The organism is Pseudonocardia sp. DSM 110487, assembly GCF_019468565.1.
Taxonomy (GTDB): domain Bacteria; phylum Actinomycetota; class Actinomycetes; order Mycobacteriales; family Pseudonocardiaceae; genus Pseudonocardia.
On sequence record NZ_CP080521.1, the window covers coordinates 971,405 to 996,916 of the forward strand.

A 25,512-nucleotide genomic window follows, 5' to 3' on the forward strand; every position below is an offset into this window, starting at 1 on the left:
GACTCGAAAGTCGACGAACGGTCCTCTCGCCGGTGCCTGTCGGCGAGGGGGCCGTTCGTCGTGTTCTGTGGTCGTCACGCGCGCAACGGGCGGAAGAACGCCCGGATGTCGTCGACGAGCAGCCCGGGTTCCTCCAGCGCCGGGAAGTGCCCGCCTCGGGGCATCACGGTGAGACGGCGGAGGTCGGTGTACGCCCGCTCGACGTACCGGCGCGGGTAGCTCGCCCCGAACAGCGCGACCGCGGCGGGCACCCCGACCCGCAGGCCGGGCGGGAGCCGGTGCGTGTCGATCCCCGGCGGGGAGTGCGGGTACCGCTGCACGAGATCGGGATCGCTGCTCAGGCCCCACTCGCGGTAGAAGCGGAACGAGCTGCCGATGGTGCCGGTCAGCCAGTAAAGGCTCACCACCGTCAGCAGCTGGTCGTGGGTGAACCGGGTGCGGAGGTCGCCGTCGCAGTCGCTCCAGTCCCGCCACTTGTCGAGGATCCACGCGGCGAGGCCGACCGGTGAGTCGGACAGCCCGTACGCGAGCGTCAGCGGGCGGGTGCGCTGGGTGTGGGCGTACGCGCCACCGGCTTCGCGATCGAGCCGTCGGCGCCGCAGGAACCGCTGCTCCTCGCCCGACAGGTCGTCGTCAACGGGTGGCTCGGCCGGGAATCCGGTGTGGACGCCGACCAGCCGTAGCGGGTGCTCGATCGCCAGACGTGTGGTGACGAACGCGCCGATGTCGCCCCCGTGTGCCGCGAAGCGCTCGTAGCCGAGCGCCGACATGAGCTCGCACCACACGTCCGTCACCCGCCGCGACCTGCCGGCGGGCAGCGGATCGGAGAACCCGTATCCGGGCAGTGACGGGACAACCACGTCGAATGCGTCCTCCGGATCGGCGCCGTGTGCCGCCGGGTCGGCCAGCGGGCCGACGACGTCGGCGAACTCCGCGAACGTGCTCGGCCATCCGTGGGTCAGCACGATGGGCAGCGGCCTCGGGCCGCGTCCGCGCACGTGCACGGCGTGGATCCGGACCCCGCCGACCGCCGCCCTGATCTGCGGCAGCCGGTTGAGCGCCGCCTCGGCGGTGTGCCAGTCGTACCCGTCGCGCCACCGGGCCACCAGCTCACGCAGGAAGGGCTGATCGAGGCCGCCCTCCTCATCGGACGGCCAGCGGACGCGAGCGAGCCGTTGGTGGAGGTCGTCGAGTGCGGGCTGTGGGACGTTGATCGTGAACGCGGGCAGCACACCAACGGGCTTCCCGGATGGTTGGAGCTCGATGCGGCGTGTCATCTCGTCGACGGCGGGCGCGTGCCGTTGACTGGGCGCGGGTACCCGATCGGGTTACACGTCCACCTTCTCGGATGCGCGGCGGAGGCTGCCCGTGGCAGGAACAGTCGCAATGGTGCTGGCTGACGGCGATCATGACGGAGGAGGTGGCCTGATCGCCCTGCTCATCATATTGCTGGTGCTGTACCTGCTGTTCCGCAAGTGACGGCGTCGGCTCCCGGCCCTCGGGCCGGCAACAGGTCGTGATCAGCGCACGTGGTTCCGGCGCGGCAGAACCGTCGCCGGCGTACCACCCCCCGCGATCATCGCGCGGCGCGGTGCAAACGAGCTGAAACCCTGCTCCGCCGCCAGGATTCGAACCTGGACCATCGGAACCAAAATCCGAGGTGCTGCCGTTACACCACGGCGGACAGGCCTTCATCCTGGCATGGGCCGGGAACCGGTTTGCACGGTGCCGCGTTGGCTCGGGCGAGCGGCGACGTCTGCGCGCTTCGGGTGGTTCGCCGGGAGTTCGCATGCGGTGGCGGTGGACGACATCGTCATCCCTTAGCCTCGCCGCGCGAGACCGTTTCGGACCAGCCCGAGGAGCCAGATGACCGTCACGGCCCAGGACCCGCTCACCGCGGGTCCCAATCCGGTGATCACCGGGCGGCGCACGGCGTTCCAGCACGCAATGATCTATGTGTTCGTGGCGGTTCCGATGATCGCGCCCGTCGTGGCCGTGCCGCTGGTGTGGGGCTGGGGAGTCGACTGGCACGATCTGCTGCTGCTCGCCGTGTTCTACGTGCTGGCGATGCTGGGCGTCACGGTCGGGTTCCACCGCCACTTCACCCACAAGTCGTTCAAGGCGAAGACGTGGCTGCGGGTCGCGATGGCGATCACCGGGTCACTCGCCGTGCAGGGCAACGTGCTCAACTGGGTGGCCGACCACCGGCGCCACCACGCCTTCTCCGACCGGGAGGGCGACCCGCACTCGCCGTGGCTGCACGGCACGTCGCCGCTCGCGGTCGCGCGCGGGTTCCTGCACGCGCACATGACCTGGTTCTTCGACCGGAACGAGACCAACCAGCGGCGCTTCATCCCCGACCTGCTCGCCGACCGGGCGGTCGTGCGGGTGAGCAAGACGTTCGGGGTGTGGGTGGCGGTGAGCCTGCTGCTCCCGGCGGTGCTCGGCGCGCTCATCTCGTGGTCATGGACCGGCGCGATCACCGGCTTCTTCTGGGGTGGGTTGGTGAGGCTCGCGCTCTCCAACCACGTCACGTGGTCGATCAACTCGATCTGCCACATGATCGGGGAGCGCCCGTTCCGCTCCCGCGACCGTTCGCGCAACTTCTGGCCGCTCGCGATCCTGTCCATGGGCGAGTCGTGGCACAACCTGCACCACGCCGACCCGACGTGTGCCCGCCACGGGGTGCTGCGCGGTCAGATCGACATCTCGGCACGGGTCATCTGGATGTTCGAGCGCCTCGGCTGGGCATACGACGTGCGCTGGCCGACCAGCCGCCGGCTGGCCCGCCTCACGGCCAACTGACATCCGTCCACCCCGGCCTGACCAGGCCGAACCGGGCAGGCGCCGGTAGCTGCCACGTTCGGGTGGGCCCCCACCCGGGGCCGGGCTGGACGCGGCTCGTGGAACACTGGCGGCCGTGCGCGTGGAGAAAGTGCGCACCGAGGCGACAACCGGGGGGTCGACGCGGTGCTGACCGACAACGCTCAGTCCGACGCGGAAGCGCGTGGGCCGGGCGTGGGTGTCCCGGCCCCGTCCTGCCGGCTCTGCGGGTCGACGCAGCTGCGTAGCTTCCTCGATCTCGGCGCAACGCCCCCCTGTGAGCGGATCCTCACGGCGGAGGAGACCGAGGAGCCGGAGGTCACCTACCCGCTGCACGTGCGGGTGTGCGCCCGGTGCCTGCTGGCCCAGCTCCCGCCGTTGATCACGCCCGAGGACACGTTCACCGAGTACGCCTACTTCTCGTCGTTCTCGACGTCATGGGTGGAGCACGCCCGCCGGTTCGTCGACGACGCCGTGACGCGGCTGAAGCTGGGACCGGAGTCGTTCGTCGTCGAGGTCGCGAGCAACGACGGTTACCTGCTGCAGCACGTCGTCGAGCGCGGCATCCGCTGCCTCGGCGTCGAGCCGTCGGTGAACGTCGGCGAGGCGGCGCGGGAGAAGGGCGTGCCCACGCTCACCGCGTTCCTCACGCCCGAGACCGGCGAGCAGGTGCGCAAGGAGCACGGCCCGGCCGACCTCGTCTCCCTCAACAACGTCTACGCGCACATCCCGGACGTCATCGGGTTCACCCGGGGGCTGCGGTCGATGGTGGCCGACGACGGGTGGGTGTCGATCGAGGTGCAGCACCTGCTCACGCTGGTGGAGCGCACCCAGTTCGACACGGTCTACCACGAGCACTTCCAGTACTACACGCTGCTCACGGGCCAGCGGGCGCTCGCCACCGGCGGCCTCACCCTCGTCGACGTCGAGCTGCTCGACACCCACGGCGGGTCGATCCGGATGTGGGCCCGGCCCAGCGAAGTGGCCGGTGAGCCGTCGGAGCGGGTGCGCGAGGTGCTCGCCGCCGAGGAGGCAGCCGGGCTGCACACCGCGGAGGGCCACGACGGGTTCGCGGAGGCCGTGTCGCGGGTGCGCGACGACCTCGTCGCCTTCCTCGTGGACGCGCGGCGCGCGGGCAAGAAGGTCGTCGGCTACGGAGCCCCCGGCAAGGGCAACACGTTGCTCAACTACTGCGGCATCCGGCCCGACCTGCTCGCGTACACCGTGGACCGCAACCCCTACAAGCACGGCAAGTTCACGCCCGGGATGCGGATCCCGGTGCTGCCTCCGGAGCGGATCGCCGCCGATCGACCGGACTACGTGCTCATCTTGCCGTGGAACCTGCGTGACGAGCTGGTCGAGCAGCTCTCCTACGTGCGCGAGTGGGGCGGCAAGCTCGTGTTCCCGATCCCCGAGCTCGAGGTGGTCTCGTGAAGGTCGTGCTGTTCTGCGGTGGCTATGGGATGCGGATGCGCGACGGCGTGTCCGATCTGCCCAAGCCGATGCACCCGGTGGGACCACGGCCGCTGATCTGGCACGTGATGCGCTACTACGCGCACTTCGGGCACACCGACTTCGTGCTGTGCCTCGGCTACGGGGCCCACCACATCAAGGACTTCTTCCTGACCTACTCCGAGACCGCGTCCAACGACTTCGTGCTGCGCGGCGGGGACGTGCACCTCTTGGGCAGCGACATCTCCGACTGGACCATCACGTTCGTGCACACCGGGCTCGACTCCCCGATCGGGGAGCGGCTGCGGCGGGTGCGCCGGCACGTGGCGGGCGAGGAGATGTTCCTGGCCAACTACGCCGACGTGCTCACCGACCTGCCGCTGAACAGGATGGTGGAGAAGTTCCGGCGCTCGGACGCGGTGGGCGCGCTGCTGGCGGTGCCGCCGCAGTCGGCGTTCCACTGCGTCGACGTGGGTGACGACGACCGGGTTGCCGGGATCACCACGTTGCAGGAGATGCCGCTGTGGGAGAACGGCGGCTACTTCGTGCTGCGCCCGGAGATCTTCGACTACCTGCCCCAGAACGGCGATCTGATCATGGATGCGTGCCGCCCGCTGGCGAAGGAGGGCCGGTTGATGGCCTACCGCCATCGCGGGTTCTGGCAGCCTGCCGACACGGTGAAGGAGCGCCACGCCCTCGAGGCGGCCTACCGGGCCGGGAACCGGCCGTGGATGCTCTGGGAGCAGGACACCGACAACGCCGACGACGAACCGGATTTCGTCACGCCCGAGCACGACCCGCTGCAGGCCGCCATCGCGAGCATGCGCGGCGCCCTCGTCGAGCGGTAGCGGCGGGCTGACGTGCTGACCCTGCTTCCCGAGCGTCTCGACCGGATGCTGCTGCTCGGTGCCCACTGCGACGACATCGTGATCGGAGCGGGTGGGGCGCTCCTCGAGCTGTGCCGCGCCCACCCCGGCGTCACGGTGACGGCGCTCGTACTCACCGGCGGCGGCTCACTCCGCGAGGAGGAGGAGCGAGCCGCGCTCACCGCGTTCTGCCCCGGCGCGAAGCTCGACGTCACGGTCCTCGACCTGCCGGACGGGCGGGTGCCGACCCGGTGGGAGCGGGCCAAGCTCGCGCTCGAGGAGCTGCGCACGCACGGTGAGCCGGACCTCGTGCTCGCCCCGTCGGCGCACGACGCCCACCAGGACCACCGCACGCTCGCCGAGCTCGTGCCCACGGTGTTCCGCGACCACCTCACGCTGGGCTACGAGATCCTCAAGTGGGACGGCGACCTCGCCCAGCCGAGCGTGTACCTCCCGCTCGCCGAGCCCGTGCTGCGCGAGAAGATCGCGAAGCTGCACGAGCACTACGGGTCCCAGCGGGACCGGAGGTGGTTCGACCCGGAGACGTTCGGCGGCCTCGCCCGGATCCGGGGCGTGCAGTGCCACGCGCGGTACGCCGAGGCGTTCCACGTCGGGAAGCTGGTGCTCGGTGTGGCGCCGCTCCCGAGTGGCGATCCGATGGACGGGATCCGGTAACGGGCCCGGGGACGGGCTCGACGGAGAAATGAAGTACGGCGAGATGACGACGACCGAAGGGAAAGAGCACCTGTGCGCATCCTGCTGACCGGCCACCAGGGCTACCTGGGCACCGTGATGGCCCCGATCCTCACCGCGGCAGGACACGAGGTGACCGGCCTGGACAGCGGCCTGTTCGCCGACTGCGTGCTCGGCTCCCTCGACGTCCCGGACGTTCAGGGCCTGTCCACCGACCTGCGTGACGTCACCGTCGAGCAGCTGCAGGGCTTCGACGCCGTCGTGCACATGGCGGCGCTGTCCAACGACCCGCTGGGCTCGCTCGCCCCGGAGATCACCTACGACATCAACCACCACGCCTCCACCCGGCTGGCGCGGCTGTCGAAGGAGGCGGGCGTCAAGCGCTTCGTCTACGCCTCCACCTGCTCGGTGTACGGCGCTCAGTCCGGCGACGAGCTCGTGGACGAGGACGCCCCGCTCAAACCGGTCACCCCTTACGCGATCTCGAAGGTCCGCGTCGAGGACGACCTCGCGGAGCTGGCCGACAGCGACTTCGTGCCGGTCTCGATGCGCAACGCCACCGCGTTCGGCTTCTCGCCGCGGCTGCGCGCCGACATCGTGCTGAACAACCTCGTGGGGCACGCGATCCTGACCAACGTGGTCAAGGTGCTCTCCGACGGCACCCCGTGGCGCCCGCTCGCCCATGCCGACGACATCGCGGGCGCCGTGGCCGCCGCGCTCGCCGCGCCCGCCGACGTGGTGCGGGCCCGCGCCTACAACGTGGGCACCGAGAGGAACAACCGCACCGTCGCCGAGATCGCCCAGGCCGTGGTGGACGCCGTGCCCGGCTCGGAGCTCTCGATCACCGGCGAGGCCGGCAACGACCCGCGCTCCTACCGCGTCGACTTCGCCCGCGCTCGCAAGGAGCTCGGGTTCGAGGCGCAGTGGTCCATCCCGGACGGCGCCGTCCAGCTGGCGAAGGAGTACCGCGAGCGCGGCCTCACCCAGGAGGCGTTCGACAAGAAGTTCACGAGGCTCGCCGTGCTGGCCGCCCGCCAGGAGAAGGGCGAGCTGGACGGGGCGATGCGCGTCACCGCCTGAGCACCCGCAGTTTCCGGTGGTCGAGTAGCGCCGGCCCGCCAGGGCCGGCGCGAATCGAGACCACAGGCCACGGCCTGCCTCTATGTTCGTGGTCTCGATACGGGCCGGCGCCGGGGCGCCGTCCCTACTCGACCACCGGAGCGGGATGCTCGGCTACTCGGGCGGCTGCATGTGGCCGAGCTGGGTGAGCAGGCTCAGCTGGTCGTAGTACCACTCGGCCCGGACGACTTTCCCCTCCGCGTCGTACTCGTGGATCTCGCAGTAGGGCAGGGCCACCTCGCGCCCGGTCGCGGGTAGCGGGCCCAGCGGTCCGTCGTTGCGGCCCACACCGGTGAACAGCATCACCGTGGCCGAGCCGGCATCGAAGAAGCGAGGGCTGGTGATCTTGCCGTCGGAGAATGCGGCCACCCAGCCCTGGTTGAGCTCGATGAACTGCTGGCGCCCTTTCACCGTGACGTTGCGCGCCTGGTCGACCAGTTCGCAGTTCTCGGCCAGATCGGCGGCCATTCCGTCCCAGTCGCGGCTGTTGAACAGGTCGGCGGAGCGGCGGTGGCTCTCGATGTTGCTCATGGCGATTCCCTCTCGTTGAAGGGGCGCGCACTCTACTCGCTTGGTGACTCAGATCACACCGGCTGAACGGTGGCGACGACGATGCGCCTGCTGGTCCAGTACGTTCGAGCCGAGAGTGCTGTTCGTCCATGAGGGGGCTCGTCCCGTGTGCCGCAACATCCGGACCCTGCACAACTTCGAACCACCGGCCAGCACCGACGAGGTGCGCGCGGCTGCCCTGCAGTACGTGCGGAAGGTCAGTGGGACGGCCAAGCCGTCGCAGGCCAACGAGGCGGCCTTCGCGCGGGCCGTCGACGCCGTCACCGAGGCCACCCGCCAGCTCCTCGACGAGCTCGTCACCGCGGCGCCGCCGAAGGACCGCGAGGTCGAGGCGGCGAAGGCGCGGGAGCGGGCCGCGGTGCGGTACGGCACGCGCTGAGCCTGGCCTGCCACGCGGCCGCCACGACGAGTGCCGCCACCGCGGCGCCTGCCGAGGCGAGCAGCCCGTAACCGCCGCCGCTCATCACCGCGCCGGACGCCGCGCCGCCGCCGGCGGCCGAGATCCCCATCGCGACCTCGCCCCAGCCCTCCCTACGCGGGCGCTCGGCAGCGGGAACACCCGCGGTGAGCAGGGTGCTGCCGGCCACGAGGCCGAGGTTCCACCCGACACCGAGCAGCACGAGCGCCACGCCGAGCACGAGCGGCGCGCCCGCGGCCGTGGCCGCCAGCAACGCCGACACCACGAGCACCGCCCCGGCCAGCGCCGTCGTCGGCGTGGGGCCCCACCGGTCGGTGAGCCAACCCGACAGCGGCGCTGGCGCGAACATCCCGGCGATGTGCAGGCTCACCACCAGCCCGATCGCCCCCAGCCCGACGCCGAGGTGGTGCAGGTGCACCGGCGCCATGGTCATCACACCGACCATCACCAGGTTCGTGAGCGCCAGCACCGCGAGCCCGCGCACCGGGGTGCCGTGCGTCGCGACGTGCGGGTCCGGTTCCGTCTCGGGCAAGCGCATCGGCAGCCGCAGCAGCAGGCCGGCGCCGGCGGCGAAGCAGACCGCCGCCACGACGTACGCTCCGCTCAGCCCTGGCAACCCGAGCGCGCGGCCGAGCACGTCCGCCGGCACCAGCAGGTTCGGCCCGGCCACCGCGCCCACAGTGGTGGCCACGAGCACCGTGGCCATGGCGCGGGCCCGCGCCCCCTCCGGTGCGCCGTCGGCCGCCGCGTACCGGCCGAGCATCACGGCGGCCGTCCCCGCGCCCAGCAGGAGGGTGCCGACGAGTAGCCCGGTCAGATCGCCGGCCAGCACGACGACGACGCTCCCGCCCGTCGCCACCGCCAGCCCGGTGGCGAGCGCCCGCGGGCGCCCGCACCGCCGGCTGAGCGCCGACATCCCGAGGGCCGCCACGGCCGACCCGACCACGAGCACGGCCTGCGGGAGCCCGGCCACGGCGTCCGAGCCGCCGAGGTCGCGGGCCAGCAGGGCGGCGGCCGAGCCACCGATGGACTGGGCGAGCCCGCCGAGCAGGCTCGCGAGCAGCAGTGGGAACACACGGAAAACGGTAGGAAGGACGGGCGGCCCGGCGAAGGGGCGCAGCGGGGGTCGGGAGCCCGTTCCGGTTCACGAACGCGAGGAGTTCGCCGGTGGAGACCTCACGATCGTTCGAGCTGGACGATGTCGACTGGCGGCTGCTCGACGCGCTGCAGGCCGACGCCCGCCTGTCGTACAACGCGCTCAGCAAGCGGGTGCACCTCTCGCCGCCTGCGGTCGCGGAGCGGGTCCGCAGGCTGGAGGCGGCGGGCGTGATCTCGGGCTACCGCGCCACCGTCGACCCGGCCATGGCAGGGCAGCCGCTGCTCGCGTTCATCCAGCTGCGCTGCTCGCTGGGGCATTGCCTGCTCAAGACCACGACCTCCGAGACCTACCCGGAGGTCGTGGAGATCCACAAGCTGTCCGGCGAGCACTGCACGATGCTCAAGCTGCGTGCCGCGTCGCTCGGCCACCTGGAGGGAGTGATCGAGCGCATCGGCGAGCACGGCCAGATCAACACCTACGTCGTGCTCTCCACGGCGTACGAGGGGCGGCCGGTCACCGCCGTCGCCCCGGACCGCCCGGTGACGCGCTCGGAGGGCTGGAGCTGACCCGGAATCTCCCGCAGGTCGAGTAGCGCAGGCCCCTCTTCCGGTGGTCGAGTAGCGCCGGCCCGCCAGGGCCGGCGCGTATCGAGACCACATGCCGGTCTCGGGGGTTGGTGGTCTCGATACGGGACGGCGCTGGGGCGCCGTCCCTACTCGACCACCGGAGGGCTAGATCGGGGTGACGCGCAGAACCTCGTCGTTGTTCCCGTTGGAGGTCGAGACGTACAGCGCTCCGTCCGGACCGAGCCGCACGGCCCGCAGGCGGCCGAACGTTCCGTCGAGCGGCGCGGGCCTGGTCACCCCTGTGACGGCGCCATCGGGGCCGAGGGCCATGAGGAGCAGCGTCTCCCCCCGCAGCGCGCCCACGGCGAGCGTGCCGTTCAGGTCGCCCCACTGCCCGCCGGACAGGAACGCGGCGCCGCAGATCGCCTCGATCGGGTCACCGGAGCTCCACACGGCGGGCACGGCGTCGGGGAAGCGCTGGAGGTCGGTCATCGGCACGTCCTCGTCGTATCCGCCGACGGTGCCGCCCTGCGACGGGTCCCAGCCGTAGTTGCCGCCCGGCCGCAGCCGGTTGACCTCGTCGTCCTCGGTGGGGCCGTGCTCGGCCGTGTAAACGTCGTCGCTGCCGGGCCGCACGGCCACGCCCTGCACGTTGCGGTGCCCGTAGGTCCAGATCAGCCGCTGGGCGGGGTTCTGGGCGTCGGCGAACGGGTTGCCCGGGGCGGGACCGCCGGTCGCGAGGTCCACGCGCAGCACCTTGCCGCCGAGCGAGTTGAGGTCCTGGGCGACGGCGGCGCGCGCGGTGTCGCCGGTGCCGACGAGCAGCGACCCGTCCGGCGCGATCGTCGGGCGGCACCCGGAATGGCGGCCGGACTGGTTGATCGGCAGTCCGCCGACCAGCGGGTCCGCGACGCGGGTGGCGGACGCGCCGTCGGCCGACAGCTGCCATGTGACGAGGCGGACGTCGGTGGGGTTGCCGTCCTGCATGTGCGTCTGGCACGTGGTGAAGCGCCGGGACCGGTCGAAGTCGGGGTGCACGACCATCCCCATCAGGCCGCCCTCGCCGCGGGCGTACACGTCGCTGAGGTCGGCGTCGACCTCCCGGACGGTCGCGCCAGGCGCGATGCCGGACAGCAGCGCGATCCGCCCGTCCCGCTCGGTGACGAGTGCGCGGCCGTCGGGGAGGAAGCCGATGTCCCAGACGTGCGAGAGGCCGCTCGCCACGAGCTCGACCTGCAGCTCCGGGGTGCCGGTGCGGGTGGGGGCGGCGGTGGGGGGCGCACTGGTCGTCGGCGCGGCACCGCTGTCGGTGGGGGCGGGTTCCGCTGGCCCGCAGCCGGCCACCCCGATCATCGCGACGACGCCCGCCACCATCACCCGCCAGAACCCCCGCATACCGGCCATCCTGCCGCCGCGAGGGTGAACGTGCCGTAGGCGGGTCGTTCCTCGATACGGTCGCCCTCATGTCCCCGAGCTACCTGCGCTTCCCCCACCTCCGCGGCGACACGCTGGTGTTCACCGCGGAGGACGACGTCTGGACGGCCCCGCTGTCCGGCGGCCGTGCGTACCGGCTCACGGCCGACGACGTGCCGGTCGCGCACCCGCGGCTGTCCCCGGACGGCACGCGGGTGTCCTGGACGTCGTGGAAGAACGGGGCGCCCGAGGTCTACGTGAGCGACGTCGACGGCGGCGGTGTGCGCCGCCTGACGTATTGGGGTGACCCGCGGGCCGAGTCGCTGGGCTGGACGCCGGACGGTGAGGTGCTCGCGCTGAGCGGCACCGGCCAGGCGTCCTCGCGCCGCACATGGGCCTATGCGATCCCGGCGGCGGGTGGCACCCCGCGCCGGCTCCCGTACGGGCCGGTCTCGGAGGTGGCGCTGGCCGCGGACGGCCCCACGGTCGTCATCAGCACGCTGATGGTGCGGGAACCCGCCTGGTGGAAGCGCTACCGCGGCGGCACCATGGGCAAGCTCTGGTGGGACCGCACTGGCTCCGGCGAGTTCGAGCGGCTCGCCGCCGACGTCGACGGGCAGCTCAGCTCCCCGATGATCGTGGGATCCCGGATCGTGTTCCTGTCCGACCACGAGGGCTGGGGCAACCTGTACTCGCTCGGCGCCGACGGCACCGGGTTGCGGCGGCACACCGATCACGGCGCGCCGGGGGCGCCTGCTTTCTACGCGCGGCACGCGAGCACCGACGGGCAGCGCGTGGTCTACGAGTCAGCGGGTGAGCTGTGGATCCTCGACTCGCTCGACGCCGAACCGCGGCGGCTGGACGTGCGCCTCGGCGGGCCGCGGACGAACCGGGAGCCGTACCGGGTGTCGACGGCGCGGGAGCTGACACGGGCGGCGCCGGACAAGACGGGCCGGACGAGCATCACGCTGGTCCGCGGCACCGTGCACCGGCTCACCCACCGCGACGGCCCGGCGCGCACGCTGCTCGCGGAGCCCGGCGTGCGGGCTCGGCTGGCGCGGCCGCTCGGCACGGATCGGGCCGTGTGGGTCGACGACGCCGATGGCGAGGACGCGATCTGCGTCGCCCCGCTCGACGAGCGGGCCGAGGGGGTCGAGCCGCCGCGGCGGTTCGGTGCGGGCGAGGTGGGCCGCGTGCTGGAGCTGGCGCCCGCCCCTGACGCCTCGGCCGTGGCGCTGGCCACGCACGACGGCAGGCTCCTCGTGCTCGACGTGGCCGCAGGCACGCTGCGACAGCTCGCGCAGGGCGCCGACCGGGAGCTCGCCGACCTCGCGTGGTCGCCCGACAGCGCGTGGCTCGCCTACAGCGACCCGGCGGAGGCGGGCTTCTCGCGGATCATGATGGCCCGCCTGGCCGACGACACGCTCGTCGCCGTCACGGAGCCGCGGTTCGCCGACACCGACCCCGTCTTCACCTCCGACGGCAAGTACCTGGCCTTCCTGTCCCGGCGCAGCTTCGACCCGATCTACGACGAGCACGCGTTCGACCTCACGTTCCCGGCGTCGTGGCGACCGTTCCTGGTGCCGCTGGCCGCCCGCACGCCGTCGCCGTTCGGGGCGAGCCCGGACGGGCGCCCGGTGTCGCCGGGGGAGGAGGCGCCCACCGATCTGCGCGCGCCCGCCGCCGACGACCCGTCGGCCGAGACACCGGAGGAGCCGAAGGACGAGAAGAAGAAGGACGACGACGGCCCACCGGAGGTGGTCGTCGACGTCGAGGGGCTCACGGCCCGCGTCGTGCCGATGCCGGTGCCGGCCGCCCGCTACAGCGGGATGCAGGCGGGCAAGGACTGCCTGCTCTGGTACCGCATCCCCGTGTCCGGGGTGCTCGGCGACGCGCTCGCCGACACCGACGACCGCGCCGAGCGGCCCGTGCTGGAGCGCTTCGACCTGGTGCGCCGCAAGCTCGACGTCATCGCCGATCCGGTGAGCGCGTTCGCCGTGAGCGGCGACGGCACCCGCCTCGTCGTGCGCGACGGCCGGACGTTGCGCGTGCTGCGCACCGACCGGTCCGGTTCCGACACGCCGTCCTCCGGCGACGCCGACGAGTTCGAGATCGACACGAGCCGAATCGACGTCACGGTGGATCCGACCGCGGAGTGGCGCCAGATGTTCGACGAGGCCGGGCGCCTGATGCGCGACCACTTCTGGGTGGCCGACATGGCCGGCGTCGACTGGGACGCGGAGCTCGCCCGCTACCGCCCGCTCGTCGACGCCGTCGGCAGCCACGACGACCTCGTCGACCTGCTCTGGGAGGTGCACGGCGAGCTCGGCACGTCGCACGCCTACGTCCAGGCCGGTAAAGCGGGGGACTCGGGCGGGCGTCCCGGGCTGCTCGGCGCCGATCTCGAGCCCGCCGCGGACGGCGAGGGCTGGCGGGTGGTCCGGGTGCTGCCGCCGGAGACCTCGGCGCCCGCCGCCCGCAGCCCGCTGTCCGGCCCCGGTGTCGACGTGCGGGAGGGCGACGTGATCCTCGAGGTCGGCGGCCGCCCGGTCGACCCCGGCTACGGGCCGGCCCCGCTGCTGGTCTCCGGGGCCGACAAGCTGGTGGAGCTCACGGTGCGTTCCGGACCCGACCGTCCCGACGCGGACGCCGTGCGACGGGTGGTGGTCAAGCCGCTCGGCTCCGAGGCGGCGCTGCGCTACCAGGACTGGGTGGCGGGCCGCCGCGCGTTCGTCGCCGACCGCTCCGAGGGCAGGCTCGGCTACCTGCACGTCCCGGACATGGGGGCACAGGGGTGGGCACAGCTGCACCGCGATCTCACCAGGGAGACATCGCGAGACGGGCTGATCCTCGACGTGCGCGGCAACGGCGGCGGCCACACCTCCCAGCTCGTGATCGAGAAGCTCGCCCGCAAGGTGATCGGCTGGGACGCGCCCCGGCACCGCCAGGCCACCACGTACCCGGAGGACGCGCCGCGCGGCCCGGTCGTCGCGCTCGCCGACGAGCTGGCAGGTTCCGACGGCGACATCGTGACCGCCGCGATCAAGCGGCTCGGGATCGGCCCCGTCGTCGGGGTGCGCACGTGGGGCGGCGTGATCGGGATTGACAGCCGCTACAGCCTCGTCGACGGCACTGGCGTCACGCAGCCGCGCTACGCCACCTGGTTCGACGACTCCGGCTGGTCGATCGAGAACTACGGCGTCGACCCGGACATCGAGGTCGTCATGCGCCCGCAGGACTGGGTGGCCGGTCGCGATCCGCAGCTGGAGCGCGCGGTGGACATCGCACTGGAGGCTCTGTCGGAGCGCCCGGCCGTGCGCCCACCGGACCCGGCGACCCGCCCGTCCCGCCGCCGCCCGGAGCTTCCCCCGAGGCCCGTTCCATGATCACCAAACGGGCGCGTACCCGGCCGCATATGGCCGGTAACGCGCCCAACCGCCGATCACGCCGGCGCGCCCGCGCCAAGATCGTCCGGTGGGTGCAGTAGCGGCCACATGCGGCCGCTGGCGCGCCGATCTGATGATCATGGGGCGGCACGGCATGATCGGCAGCTGGGTGCGGTGCCGGCCATATCCGGCCGTGGTTGCACCCGTCCGGTGATCATGCCGCTGCGGGGCTCAGCCGAGCTGGGGGATCACCTCGGCCGCCAGGCGTTCCATCTGCTCGGCCGGGTCTCCCACCTGCGTGAACAGGACGAGCTCGGCACCCGCGTCGATCGCCTCCCGAACGCCGCGCACGAGGTCGGCGGGGGTTCCGGCGACCGCGGCGGACTCGATGGCCTCGATCCGCGCGCCGTAGATCGACGCCAGCGCGTCGTTCATGCGGGTACGGGCGCGGTCCGCGTCGTCGTCGATCAGGGTGTAGATCCGCTTGGCGATCGGGTACGACCCGGCGTCCCGGCCGCTGTCGGCGAGCAGCTGCCGGACGGTGCGGACCTGCTCGGCGAACACCGCGTTCGGCGACGATCCCGCCCCGAAGAAGCCGGTGCCGAGCCGGACCGCGCGGCGCAGAGCCGCCTCGGCGCTGCCGCCCATCCAGATCGGCGGGTGCGGCTTCTGGAACGGCTTCGGATGCATCCCGCCGTTCTCCACCTGCCAGAACTCGCCCTTGAAGGTCACCGGGTCCTCCGTCCACAGTGCCTTCATCAGGGCGAGCCCCTCGGTGAACCGCGCGATGTACCGCTCAGGAGGAAGCCCGAACGCGGGGAAGATCCCGCCGCGCGGCCCGCCGCTGCCGACGCCGACGTCGAGTCGGCCGCCGCTCAGCTGGTCCAGCGTGGCCAGGCTCTTCGCGAGATGGACCGGGTTGTGCAGCGTCGTCACGAACACCGCGCAACCCACCCGCAGCCGCTCCGTGCAGGCAGCGGCGTACGTCATGGTCTCGAGCGCCGACAGCTGCGACGAGGGCCCCAGCACCTGCTCCTGGGTCCAGCCGCTCTCGAAGCCGAGCTCCTCTGCCCGGCGGAGGAACGTGCGGAACGCGTCGAAGTCGAACTCGCCGTCGCCGAAGAACTGCGGAATGCCGATCCCGAACCTCATCCGCCGATCGTAGGGCCGATCTCATGCTGTCGGGCAGCGCCGAGGTGAACCGGACCGATTCTTGACTGATCGATCTAGAATCGCTACGGTTCGGGCGTGGCGCGCACGAAGGAGTTCGACCCGGAGGCCGCCCTGGACGCGGCGATGCGGCTGTTCTGGCGCAACGGCTACGAGGGGACGTCCACCGCCGATCTGGTGCACGAGCTGCGCATCGCCCGGGCGAGCCTGTACGGCACCTTCGGCTCCAAGCACGACCTGTACCTGGCGGCTCTCGACCGGTTCCTCTCCGGGGCCAGTGGGCCGACCCCGGCCGACATACTGGCGTCGCGCGACTCCGCCATGGACGCCATCCAGGATCTGCTCGAGGCCAGCGCGACGGTCGCGACGCGCGACATGCCACGAGGTTGTTTCGCGGTCAACGCCACCGTTGAACACGGGGACGTCGATCCCGACATCGCCCAGCGCACCAAGAGCAACTTCAGCCGTCTCGAGAACGCGCTCTACGGCGCGCTGCTGAGGGCTCGCGCGGAGGGCGAACTGGCGCCCGGTGTCGACCCGAAGGCGGCGGCGACCACGCTGGCCACGCTCAACCACGGCCTGAAGGTGCTTGCGCGCGGTGGTGCCGAGAACGGCGACCGCATCAAGGTCACCGTCGGCACGGTCATGTCGATGCTGAGAGCCTGAGCCGCAACGGGTCGGGATCGCCGTCGGTTCGGCATGCAATCTTTCAAGACTGATCAGTCTTGAATCTATTTCGGAGAGGGAGACAAGGAATGATCTACGACCATCATGGCGAGCCTGTCCGCACCGGCCGCGCCAACGTCAACGGGACCAGCCTGCACCACCGCACGGGCGGTTCCGGCCCGGCGGTCGTGCTGCTGCACGGCGTGCCCAAGACCAGCTACCACTGGCGGCACCTCATCCCGAAGCTGACGGCGCGGTACACGGTCGTCGCGCCGGACCTCCGTGGTCTCGGCGACTCCGCCCGCCCCTCGGGTGGCTACGACTCCGCGACGATGGCCGACGACGTCGCCGCGCTGATGGCCCACCTCGGGCACGAGTCCTACAGCGTGATGGGTGAGGACTGGGGAGCGGTGATCGGCTACCAGCTCGCAGCACGGCACCGGGACCACGTCAACGCCCTCGTGTTCGCCGAGGCGTTGTTCCCCGGGTTCGGGTTCGAGGACCACACGGCGCTCACCCACGAGAACGTCTCCGGCGGGATGCACCTGTGGCACCTGGGCTTCTACTTCCAGCCCGATGTCCCGGAGATGCTGATCGCCGGCCACGAACGCGAGCTGATCACGTACATGATCAAGAGCGAGCGCACGTACCCCGATACCGCCACCCCCGACGCGATCGAGGAGTACGTGCGCTGCTACTCGATGCCCGGCGGCATCCGCGCGATGCTGTCGATCTACCGAGCGATGCTCGTCGACGCGGAGCAGAACCGGCAGGCGGCGCGGACGAAGCTGGACATCCCGGTACTGGCGCTGGGCGGTTCGGCGTTCATCGGCGACCGCAACGAGGCTCAGATGCGGCTCATGGCGCACAACGTCACCGGGCGGGTGTTCGACGCCGGACACGACCTCGCCGAGGAGGTGCCGGACGAGGTGGTCGCCGCGGTGTTGCCATTCCTGGCCGAGGTGACCATGGTGGCGGCGGTGTGACCGGTCAGGGCTCGACCGGCACGGCGTCGACGTTGCGGTGCGGCTCAGCGGCCGGCGTCCGACCCGGAACCAGCAGCGCCACCGCCACGAACACCCCGAGCGACACGACCGGGCAGATCAGCGTCGGCCAGCCGTCGAAGCCGGAACCGATCACGTCGTTGGGGATGTACACCAGCGAGTTGTCGACGCCGTAGAACGTGGGGGTCATGGCGAAGAGCACCAGCCGCAGCACCACGCCCACCCCGATCGACGCCGCTGCCGCCGCCGTCGTGATGCGGGCGGGCCACCAGTGGCCGAGCACGAACGGCACCACCAGTCCGGCGAGCATGAGGTCGAACGCAAGGGTGAGCAGGATGCCGGTCTCGGGTACCCGGAGCGCGAAGAAGATCGCGATGGCCACGACGAGCGGCATCGTGAACCGCACGCGCCGCAGCAGCGGGTCGCGCCCGCCCGCCGGGTCGGCCTGCTGTTCCAGCCCGGCGATGTTGCGGACCGCCACGCACGCGGTGCCGAGGATGACGCCGTTGGCCGTGGAGCAGGAGGCGGCGACGATCGCGGACAGCACGAGGATCGTGAGGATCACCGGGGCGTAGTCCAGCACGGCGAACAGCACCGGGCCCTCGGCGGCGCCGCCGAGTATCGCGCCGCTGGACAGCGCCACGAGCGCGTACGGGATGCCGACGAGCGCGGTGCCGGCGGCGCCGACGAAGCACGCCCGCCGAGCGGTCTCCGGGGACTTCGCGGAGAAGATGCGCTGCATGAAGTCGATGGCGACGATGTCGCCGATACCCAGCGCGATGAGCGTGGCCCAGTTGATGGGAGCGCCCTGGGCGGGGTCGGTGAGCTGGCCGAGGTCGAACGGCCCCATGCCGTCGGGGATGGTGATCCCGTAGGTCACGGCCACCCAGATCAGCAGCGCCGCCGAGCCGATCACCGTGATGACCATCTGGATGAACGCCGTGTAGGCGTCGCTGAACATGCCGCCGGTGATCGTGTACGCGAGCACGACGCCGACGATCAGCAGCACCCCGAGCGTGTAGCTCGTGCCGAGGAATCGCTCGAACAGGAACCCGCCCGCCACCAGGTTGCCGGCCAGCAGGATGCAGAAGCTGAAGATCATGAGGACGGACGCGACGAGCTCGACCCCACGTCCGTATTTCCGGCGGTAGAAGTCGGGCAGGCTGAGCAGGCCCATCCGGTTCATCGGCTTGGCGAAGAAGATGCCGGTGAGCAGCAGGCAGAGGCCGAGTCCGAGTGGGAGCGACGCACCGGCCCAGAACCCGAGGCTCGCGGACAGGTCGGTGTTGCCGAGCGTTGCGTTGGAGTCGACGGCCTGGCCCATCAGGCCCGCGGCCGACAGCGGAAGGGCCAGCGACCGGCCGGCGACGAGGAAGTTGGTGCTGTCGCCGTCGACCTTGCGGGCGACCGCGAGACCGACGACGAGTACGAGGAGGACGCTGATCGCGACGCCGAGGATGATCATGGTGGCTCCCGGGCTGGTGGGACGTGCCTGAGGACTGGGGGCAGATCAGGACGTGCTGCGGGGGAGGTGGCCGGAGCGCACCAGGCAGCCGAGGGTGTCGCAGATGACGCGCGTGGCGATCAGCGACGTGATCTCGGCGTTGTCGTAGGGCGGGGAGCACTCGACGACCTCGATCCCGGCGAGCGGGCGGGCGTCGGCGATGATCTGGATGAACTTGAGGACCTCGCGGGGCAGGAACCCGCCGGGCTCCGGCCATCCGGTGCCGGGCACGAACGCGGCGTCGAGGCAGTCGACGTCGAAGGAGAGCCACACGGCGTCGGCGCCGTCCCATGCCACGTCGAGTGCGCGCTGCGCGGCCTCCTCGATGCCCATCTCGACGCAGTCGGTGACGGTCATGATCGTCGTGCCGCGCTCCCGGCCGACCTTCACGCCCGGCCGCGGGGCCTGCCAGCCGCCGATCCCGATCTGCACGAGGTTCTTTGCCGGCACGTTCGGGATATCCGTGGCGTGGAACCACGGCGTGGTGTGCATCCGCTCGTCGAGGTCGGTCTCCTGGGTGTCCACGTGGCGGTCGAAGTGGATGATCCCGAGGTTGCCGCCGTTCAGGTGGGGTGCGACGCCGCGGACCGTCGGGTAGCCGATGGAGTGGTCGCCGCCGAGCACCACCGGGAAGGCGCCGGACTCGTAGACGTGCGAGACGGCCTTGCTGATCTGGTCGAAGGTCTTCTCGATGTTGCCCGGGATCGTGAAGATGTCGCCCAGGTCGCCGATCGTGATCGTCTCCCGCAGGTCGACGCCCAGCTCGAAGCTGTACGGGCCGTAGAGCGCGGAGATCTTGCGGATGCCCTGCGGGCCGAACCGGGTGCCGGAGCGGTAGGTGGTGCCGCCGTCGAACGGGGCGCCGAGCACGGCCACGTCGTACTCACCGCAGCGGCGGACGTCCTCGACGTACGGGGCCTTGAGGAAGGTGTTGATCCCGGCGAAGTGCGGCAGCTCGCCACGGGAGAACGTCGGGATGCGCTTGTCGACGATCGAGTCGGCGCCGGGAAGACCCAGCTCCAGGCCGCGCGCGATCTCCTCCTCCCACTTGGTGGTGGGAAGCCCGGCCTCGGCGCGGACGGCGAAAGCGGCCTCGGGTCCGTAGTTCTCGTGCAGCTCCGGACCGTCGGGGGTCTGGTCGGGGCGACGGGGGTTGTAGTGCACGGAAGCTCCTCACGGTCGGGGGCACCGACCGCGGAGCAGCCGGCACCACCAGCTGTCTCCCGGGCTTTTGTCCCGCCGTGGGGCGGCCGTCGTGCGTGGCCGCCTGCGTCTCTCGGACCAGACCCCCGATGGGCGGGGCGGAACCCTAGACGCGCCTCACGTCTGTGAGTCGCGGATCAGTACACGCACGTGCTGTTGCAGACGATCGCTTCGAGCGTTACCGATTGGTGAAAGCCGCTTGCGCCGGCCGCGCCGGCGGCTACTCCGGCTCGAGCGATCGCGGCATGATCGGTGTGAGGTGTGTGCGGACGCCCTTGCGCGGGCGATGAGGGTGATCTCGCACGATCAGCGGATCCGGCCGACCGCCGCCCACAGGCCGCGGTGCTGCTCCCCGGTCGTGTCCTCGGGGCGCCACTCCGTCGCGTCCACGAGGCCCGGCTCCACCAGCTCCGTGCCGCGCAGGATCTCGGCAACCTCGTCGCGGGTGCGGGGCGTGACGGGATTCGCGGTGTTGCGGTAGACGTCGGCCAGTGCACGGACCTCGTCCGGGTCGTGGTCGGCCGTCCCGTGCGAGAGGACGTGGATGCTGCCGGGCGCGAGCCGGGCGCGGTAGCGCTGCGCCAGCCCGACGGGGTCGTCCCTGTCGGGGACGAAGGGGAGCACGGCGACGGTGAGCAGGGCGACCGGCCGGGAGAGGTCGAGCAGGTCACGGACCCCGGGCGCGTCGAACACGGCGTCGGGGTCGCGGATGTCGGCCATCGTGATGGTGGCGAGCGGGTCGTCCGCGAGCAGGGCCGCTGCCGAGGCGACGGTGACCGGCTCGTTGTCGACATAGGCGACCCGGGCAGGGGAACCGAGGTCGCGGGCGATCTCGTGCACGTTGCCGACCGTCGGGATGCCGGAGCCGAGGTCGAGGAACTGGTCGATGCCCTCCCCGATGCAGAAGCGCACCGCGCGGTGCAGGAAGAACCGGTTGGCCCGCGCGACGTCCACGGCGTACGGGATGGCCGCCTTGACCTGTTCGGCCGCGGCGCGGTCGGCCGCGAAGTTGTGCGACCCGCCCAGGTAGTAGTCGTACATCCGGGCGGCGTTCGGCACGTCGGGGTCGACACCGGGCAGCTTCGACAGGTCGGTCATGGCGCGATCGTCCTGCGTGGAGCGGCCGCGGTCCACCGATCACCGTTCCTGGTGCTGGTTACGACGATCGAGGCCGAGCTACTCGGGGCGCGTCCGGAGCTTGAGCAGCTGATCGCGAAGGTCGTCGAGGTCCCACAGGTATCGGCCCGATCGCTTGTCCCCGCCAGGGGTGATCAGAGCCGGCTTGAGCCTGCCCTCCTGGGCCCACCTCGCCAGTGAACGTGCCGACACCCCGAGCTCTCGTGCCGCCTGGGTGGTTGTCAGCAGATCCACGACGGGACCGTAAGGGCCGGTCAATGGCGTGAGCAGCATGAATGGCTGTAACGTCGGTAACGGCGGTACTGTCCTTGTTGGCTTTAAAGTCGCTATGCTCGCCTCGTGGCGTTCTGGATGACCGAGCTACCGGGAGGCGGGTTCGCGATGGGTGAGGCACCGGACGAGGCCGAGGCGCGGCTGATGATCGTGCGTCAGCAGGGGCGGGCGTCGGTGACGTTCAGCGCACGCTCGGGCCGGTACCGGTGGACGGTCGTGCTGGACGAGGGCAAGACGTCACACGGGTGGGCGGAGACCGAGGAGGAGGGATGGTGGTTCGTGAAGGAGGCGGTGAACCGGCCGTTCCGCGGCACGCACTACCGCAAGCCTCGGGGCCTCTGGACGCTGCCTCCCGATGAGTGATCACGATCCTGCGGGCGGCTGATCGATCCGGCCGGCGTCCCTCGGCGTAGGGTGGAGGGCAGACCCCGCCGGGGCAGAGTCCCGGGCAGGGGTCTGTTCTGCGTGCGCTTCTTCTGCCTTGCGAGGGTCTTCCAGCCGTGGCCAAGCTCTCCGGTTTGCTCCGTTCCGCCCTTTCCGATTCCGATCTGCGTGCCGTTGTCGACGCCGCCCGCGACGTCCGTGCCGACGAGGTGCCGGCGCTCTCCGTGGAGGGACCGTCCGCGCTGCGCCCGTTCCTCGCCGCGGGGTTCGGCATGGACGAAGGCGACGGTGGTGCGGGCCGCACCGTCCTCGTCGTCACCGCAACCGACCGCGAGGCCGAGGACACCGGCGCCGCGGCCGCCGACCTGCTCGAACCAGGCGCCGTCGCCGTGCTCCCGTCCTGGGAGACGCTGCCGCACGAGCGGCTGTCCCCGCGCCCCGACACGGTCGGGAGGCGGCTGGAGATCTTCCGCCGGCTCGGCGCGCCGGAGACGGCCCCCCGCGTCGTGATCGCGGCGGCGCGCAGCCTGATCCAGCCGATCGCCCCCGGCCTGGGCACGCTCGACCCGGTCCGCCTTCGGGTCGGCGACACCCACGACTTCGAGGCGCTGCTCGTCCGCCTGGTCGAGCTGGCCTACACGCGCGTCGAGATGGTCACCGCCCGCGGTGAGTTCGCCGTCCGCGGCGGGATCGTCGACATCTTCCCGCCCACGGCCGAGCACCCGGTGCGCGTCGAGTTCTGGGGCGACGAGGTGAGCGAGCTGCGCTCGTTCTCCGTGGCCGACCAGCGTTCGGTCGCGCCCGTCGAGGAGCTGCTCGCACCCGGCTGCCGGGAGCTGCTGCTCACCGAGCCCGTGCGGGAGCGGGCCGCCGCGCTCGCGCGCACGCACGACAACAACCCACAGCTGCGGGAGCTCCTCGAACACCTCGCAGAGGGCATCCCGAGCGAGGGCATGGAGTCGCTGGTGCCGGCGCTCGTCGCGGGCGAGCTGGAGCTGCTCACCGACCTGCTCCCGGCAGGGTCGCTCGTGCTGCTCGCCGACCCGGAGCGCATCCGCACCCGCAGCGCCGACCTCGTGCGCACGGGACAGGAGTTCCTGGAGGCGTCCTGGTTCGCCGCGGGCGTCGGCGGCAACTCGCCCATCGACGTCGGCGCGTCCGCGTACCGCGACCTCGCCGAGGTGCTGGAACACGCGTCGGCGAGCGGCCGGTCGGTCGTGACGCTGAGCCCGCTGGTGTCCGGCCGCGAGGACGTCCTCGCGCCTTCCGTCCACGAGGTGGAGAGCTACCGCGGCGACATCGACCGCGCGCTGGTCGACCTCCGCGCCCACGTCGCCACGGGTGGCACAGCCGTGCTCGTCGTCGCGGGGCACGGCACCGCGCAGCGCTCCCTCGAACAGCTGCGCGACGCCGACGTGCCGGCCAAGCACGTCGAGGAGCTGGTCGGCGTCCCGGAGCCGGGCCTGGTCACCGTCACCTGCGGGCGGCTCACCGAGGGCTTCGCAACGTCCGCGCTCGTGCTGCTCACCGAGGCCGACCTCACCGGCAACCGCGCGGCCGGCACCGAGCCGCGCAAGCTCGCGTCGCGGCGGCGCAACGCCGTCGACCTCGTCACGCTGCAGCCCGGCGACTACGTGGTGCACTCCCAGCACGGCATCGGCCGGTTCGTCGAGATGCGCGAGCGGACCGTCAGCGGGGCCACCCGTGAGTACCTGGTGCTGGAGTACGCGAGCTCCAAGCGCGGCCAGCCCGCCGACCGGCTGTTCGTCCCCACCGACTCGCTCGACGAGGTCAGCCGCTACGTCGGCGGCGAGGTGCCCACGCTCAACAAGCTCGGCGGCGCCGACTGGGCCAAGACGAAGGGCCGGGCCCGCAAGGCCGTCCGACAGATCGCCGCGCAGCTCGTGCAGCTCTACGCGGCGCGCCAGTCCTCGCCCGGTCATGCGTTCGGCAAGGACACCCCCTGGCAGCGCGAGCTGGAGGACGCGTTCCCCTACACCGAGACGCCCGACCAGCTGGCGGCGATCGAGGAGGTCAAGCGCGACATGGAGCGCTCGGCCCCGATGGACCGGGTGATCTCCGGCGACGTCGGGTTCGGCAAGACCGAGATCGCGGTGCGGGCCGCGTTCAAGGCGGTGCAGGACGGCAAGCAGGTGGCGGTGCTCGTGCCCACCACGCTGCTCGCCACCCAGCACCTGCAGACGTTCGCCGACCGGATGCGCGCGTTCCCGGTCACGGTGAAGGGGCTCTCCCGGTTCACCGACAACATCGAAGCCAAGCAGACGATCGAGGGCCTCGCCGACGGCACCGTCGACGTCGTGGTCGGCACCCACCGGCTGCTGCAGACCGGGGTGCGGTGGAAGGACCTCGGCCTCGTGATCGTCGACGAGGAGCAGCGCTTCGGCGTGGAGCACAAGGAGCACATCACGTCGCTGCGCACGCACGTCGACGTGCTCACGCTGTCGGCCACGCCGATCCCGCGCACGCTGGAGATGAGCCTCGCCGGTATCCGTGAGATGTCGACGATCGCCACGCCGCCCGAGGATCGCCATCCCACGCTCACTTACGTCGGCGCGTACGACGACAAGCAGGTCACCGCGGCGATCCGACGGGAGCTGCTGCGCGACGGCCAGGTGTTCTACGTCCACAACCGGGTCTCCACGATCGACCGCGCCGCGCGCAAGATCCGCGATCTCGTGCCGGAGGCGCGTGTCGCGATCGCCCATGGTCAGATGAACGAGGACCTGCTGGAACGCACCGTTGCCGGGTTCTGGCACAACGAGTACGACGTCCTGGTCTGCACGACGATCGTGGAGAACGGGCTGGACATCTCGAACGCCAACACCTTGATCGTCGAACGGTCCGACACGCTCGGGCTCTCGCAGCTGCACCAGCTGCGCGGCCGGGTCGGGCGCGGCCGCGAGCGGGGGTACGCGTACTTCCTGTTCCCGCCCGAGCACCCGCTCACCGAGACCGCGCACGACCGGCTCGCCACGATCGCCCAGCACTCCGACCTCGGTTCCGGCGCCGCCGTCGCGATGAAGGACCTGGAGATCCGCGGCGCGGGCAACATCCTCGGTGCCGAGCAATCGGGTCACATCGCGGGCGTCGGGTTCGACCTCTACATCCGCCTGGTCGGCGAGGCCGTCGCGGCGTTCCGCAAGCAGGCGGGGGCAGGCGAGGGCGAGGAGGAGGAGCAGCTGGCCGAGGTCCGGGTGGACCTCCCGATCGACGCGCACGTGCCGCACGACTACGTCACCGGCGAGCGGCTGCGGCTCGAGGTCTACCGCAAGATCGCCGAGGCCTCGGACGGCGCCGCGCTGGACGCGATCGTCGAGGAGCTCACCGACCGGTACGGCGAGCCGCCCACCCCGGTGCGCAACCTGCTCGCCGTGGCGGCGTTCCGGCAGACCTGCCGGACGTTGGGCGTCGGAGAGGTGACGGTGGCAGGCGCGAGCATCCGGATCGGGCCGGTCGAGCTGCCCGACTCCGCCCAGATGCGGCTCAAGCGCCTGCACCCGAAGGCGACGTACAAGCCGGCGGCCAAGCTCGTGAGCGTTCCGAAGCCCACGGAGAGTGGCCGTGTCGGTGCGGCGCCGCTGCGCGACGTTGCTCTGTTGGAGTGGTGCACGAAGCTCATCACCGACCTGCTCACCCCCGCGCGGGTCTGACGGGCCGCATTCGGTCACCTGCGCGGAGTAACGGACCGCGTCCTGTGACGATCAATCAGCTGGAGCCCCCCGGGACCGGCCTGGACGGGCATGAC

General features: G+C 71.6%; 21 protein-coding genes, 1 tRNA gene and 1 riboswitch. Of the genes, 12 read left to right on the forward strand and 10 right to left on the reverse strand.

Annotated features, from left to right (window positions below):
* Nucleotides 1-74 precede the first annotated feature (74 nt).
* Both K1T35_RS04560 and K1T35_RS04565 read right to left on the reverse strand, forming a co-directional pair.
* The gene (locus tag K1T35_RS04560; protein WP_220258937.1) at nt 75-1,277 is read right to left on the reverse strand and encodes an epoxide hydrolase family protein; all 1,203 of its coding nucleotides are present in this window, start codon (nt 1,275-1,277) and stop codon (nt 75-77) included.
* A 336-nt stretch (nt 1,278-1,613) separates the two neighbouring features.
* Nucleotides 1,614-1,684, reverse strand: a tRNA-Gln gene (locus K1T35_RS04565).
* Nucleotides 1,685-1,866: 182 nt separating this feature from the next.
* Here K1T35_RS04565 and K1T35_RS04570 point away from each other — a divergent pair.
* The 5 genes from K1T35_RS04570 (at nt 1,867) to K1T35_RS04590 (ending at nt 6,914) form a co-directional block, all read left to right on the forward strand.
* Nucleotides 1,867-2,805: an acyl-CoA desaturase gene (locus K1T35_RS04570; RefSeq protein ID WP_220258938.1), complete on the forward strand. Its 939-nt coding sequence runs from the start codon at nt 1,867-1,869 to the stop codon at nt 2,803-2,805.
* A 213-nt stretch (nt 2,806-3,018) separates the two neighbouring features.
* Nucleotides 3,019-4,257, forward strand: a complete 1,239-nt coding sequence (locus K1T35_RS04575; RefSeq protein ID WP_220262381.1) for a class I SAM-dependent methyltransferase — start codon at nt 3,019-3,021, stop codon at nt 4,255-4,257.
* Nucleotides 4,254-5,123: a sugar phosphate nucleotidyltransferase gene (locus K1T35_RS04580; RefSeq protein WP_220258939.1), complete on the forward strand. Its 870-nt coding sequence runs from the start codon at nt 4,254-4,256 to the stop codon at nt 5,121-5,123. The genes K1T35_RS04575 and K1T35_RS04580 overlap by 4 nt, the downstream gene beginning before the upstream one ends.
* Before the next feature lie 12 nt (nt 5,124-5,135).
* Nucleotides 5,136-5,816, forward strand: coding sequence for a PIG-L deacetylase family protein (locus tag K1T35_RS04585; protein ID WP_220258940.1), 681 nt, complete (start codon nt 5,136-5,138; stop codon nt 5,814-5,816).
* Nucleotides 5,817-5,888: 72 nt separating this feature from the next.
* On the forward strand, nt 5,889-6,914 hold the full coding sequence (locus tag K1T35_RS04590; protein WP_220258941.1) for an NAD(P)-dependent oxidoreductase: 1,026 nt from the start codon (nt 5,889-5,891) through the stop codon (nt 6,912-6,914).
* 153 nt (nt 6,915-7,067) lie between these two features.
* On the opposite strand, the gene K1T35_RS04595 is transcribed toward K1T35_RS04590, so the two are convergent.
* A complete protein-coding gene (locus K1T35_RS04595; protein ID WP_220258942.1) occupies nt 7,068-7,484 on the reverse strand; it encodes an ester cyclase in 417 nt (138 codons plus the stop codon).
* A gap of 145 nt (nt 7,485-7,629) precedes the next feature.
* On the opposite strand from K1T35_RS04595, the gene K1T35_RS04600 reads away from it, so the two are divergent.
* Entirely contained in the window at nt 7,630-7,902 is a 273-nt protein-coding gene (locus K1T35_RS04600; protein ID WP_220262382.1) for a DUF2277 domain-containing protein, read from the forward strand.
* Here K1T35_RS04600 and K1T35_RS04605 read toward each other — a convergent pair.
* Nucleotides 7,820-9,016 carry an MFS transporter gene (locus tag K1T35_RS04605; protein WP_220258943.1) on the reverse strand — a complete coding sequence of 399 codons (1,197 nt, stop codon included), beginning with the start codon at nt 9,014-9,016 and terminating at the stop codon, nt 7,820-7,822. The genes K1T35_RS04600 and K1T35_RS04605 overlap by 83 nt on opposite strands.
* A gap of 92 nt (nt 9,017-9,108) precedes the next feature.
* Between K1T35_RS04605 and K1T35_RS04610 the strand changes: the two genes are divergently transcribed.
* Nucleotides 9,109-9,606, forward strand: coding sequence for an Lrp/AsnC family transcriptional regulator (locus K1T35_RS04610; protein ID WP_220258944.1), 498 nt, complete (start codon nt 9,109-9,111; stop codon nt 9,604-9,606).
* A 165-nt stretch (nt 9,607-9,771) separates the two neighbouring features.
* On the opposite strand, the gene K1T35_RS04615 is transcribed toward K1T35_RS04610, so the two are convergent.
* Nucleotides 9,772-11,001: a sorbosone dehydrogenase family protein gene (locus K1T35_RS04615; protein WP_255621579.1), complete on the reverse strand. Its 1,230-nt coding sequence runs from the start codon at nt 10,999-11,001 to the stop codon at nt 9,772-9,774.
* Nucleotides 11,002-11,069: 68 nt separating this feature from the next.
* On the opposite strand from K1T35_RS04615, the gene K1T35_RS04620 reads away from it, so the two are divergent.
* Nucleotides 11,070-14,405: a S41 family peptidase gene (locus K1T35_RS04620; RefSeq protein ID WP_220258945.1), complete on the forward strand. Its 3,336-nt coding sequence runs from the start codon at nt 11,070-11,072 to the stop codon at nt 14,403-14,405.
* Between the two features lie 231 nt (nt 14,406-14,636).
* Here the strand turns inward: K1T35_RS04620 and K1T35_RS04625 are convergent, their stop codons facing one another.
* Nucleotides 14,637-15,557, reverse strand: coding sequence for an LLM class flavin-dependent oxidoreductase (locus K1T35_RS04625; protein ID WP_220258946.1), 921 nt, complete (start codon nt 15,555-15,557; stop codon nt 14,637-14,639).
* A 96-nt stretch (nt 15,558-15,653) separates the two neighbouring features.
* On the opposite strand from K1T35_RS04625, the gene K1T35_RS04630 reads away from it, so the two are divergent.
* Together K1T35_RS04630 and K1T35_RS04635 are read left to right on the forward strand one after the other, a co-directional pair.
* A complete protein-coding gene (locus K1T35_RS04630) occupies nt 15,654-16,241 on the forward strand; it encodes a TetR/AcrR family transcriptional regulator (protein ID WP_220258947.1) in 588 nt (195 codons plus the stop codon).
* A gap of 89 nt (nt 16,242-16,330) precedes the next feature.
* Entirely contained in the window at nt 16,331-17,227 is an 897-nt protein-coding gene (locus K1T35_RS04635; protein WP_255621580.1) for an alpha/beta fold hydrolase, read from the forward strand.
* A 4-nt stretch (nt 17,228-17,231) separates the two neighbouring features.
* Here the strand turns inward: K1T35_RS04635 and K1T35_RS04640 are convergent, their stop codons facing one another.
* From K1T35_RS04640 to K1T35_RS04655, 4 genes are all read right to left on the reverse strand, one after another.
* The gene (locus K1T35_RS04640; protein ID WP_220258948.1) at nt 17,232-18,710 is read right to left on the reverse strand and encodes a hypothetical protein; all 1,479 of its coding nucleotides are present in this window, start codon (nt 18,708-18,710) and stop codon (nt 17,232-17,234) included.
* Between the two features lie 45 nt (nt 18,711-18,755).
* Complete coding sequence (locus K1T35_RS04645) at nt 18,756-19,913, reverse strand: agmatinase family protein (RefSeq protein ID WP_255621581.1); 1,158 nt, start codon at nt 19,911-19,913, stop codon at nt 18,756-18,758.
* A gap of 54 nt (nt 19,914-19,967) precedes the next feature.
* Nucleotides 19,968-20,073, reverse strand: a riboswitch (guanidine-I (ykkC/yxkD leader).
* Nucleotides 20,074-20,258: 185 nt separating this feature from the next.
* Nucleotides 20,259-21,050: an SAM-dependent methyltransferase gene (locus K1T35_RS04650; protein WP_220258949.1), complete on the reverse strand. Its 792-nt coding sequence runs from the start codon at nt 21,048-21,050 to the stop codon at nt 20,259-20,261.
* A 78-nt stretch (nt 21,051-21,128) separates the two neighbouring features.
* Entirely contained in the window at nt 21,129-21,323 is a 195-nt protein-coding gene (locus tag K1T35_RS04655) for a helix-turn-helix domain-containing protein (RefSeq protein ID WP_255621582.1), read from the reverse strand.
* A 105-nt stretch (nt 21,324-21,428) separates the two neighbouring features.
* Here K1T35_RS04655 and K1T35_RS04660 point away from each other — a divergent pair, with 105 nt between their 5' ends.
* Both K1T35_RS04660 and mfd read left to right on the forward strand, forming a co-directional pair.
* Complete coding sequence (locus tag K1T35_RS04660) at nt 21,429-21,725, forward strand: hypothetical protein (protein WP_220258951.1); 297 nt, start codon at nt 21,429-21,431, stop codon at nt 21,723-21,725.
* 137 nt (nt 21,726-21,862) lie between these two features.
* Nucleotides 21,863-25,417 (forward strand): transcription-repair coupling factor, encoded by a 3,555-nt coding sequence (gene mfd, locus K1T35_RS04665; protein WP_220258952.1) that lies wholly within the window; start codon nt 21,863-21,865, stop codon nt 25,415-25,417.
* The last annotated feature ends 95 nt before the right edge of the window (nt 25,418-25,512 follow it).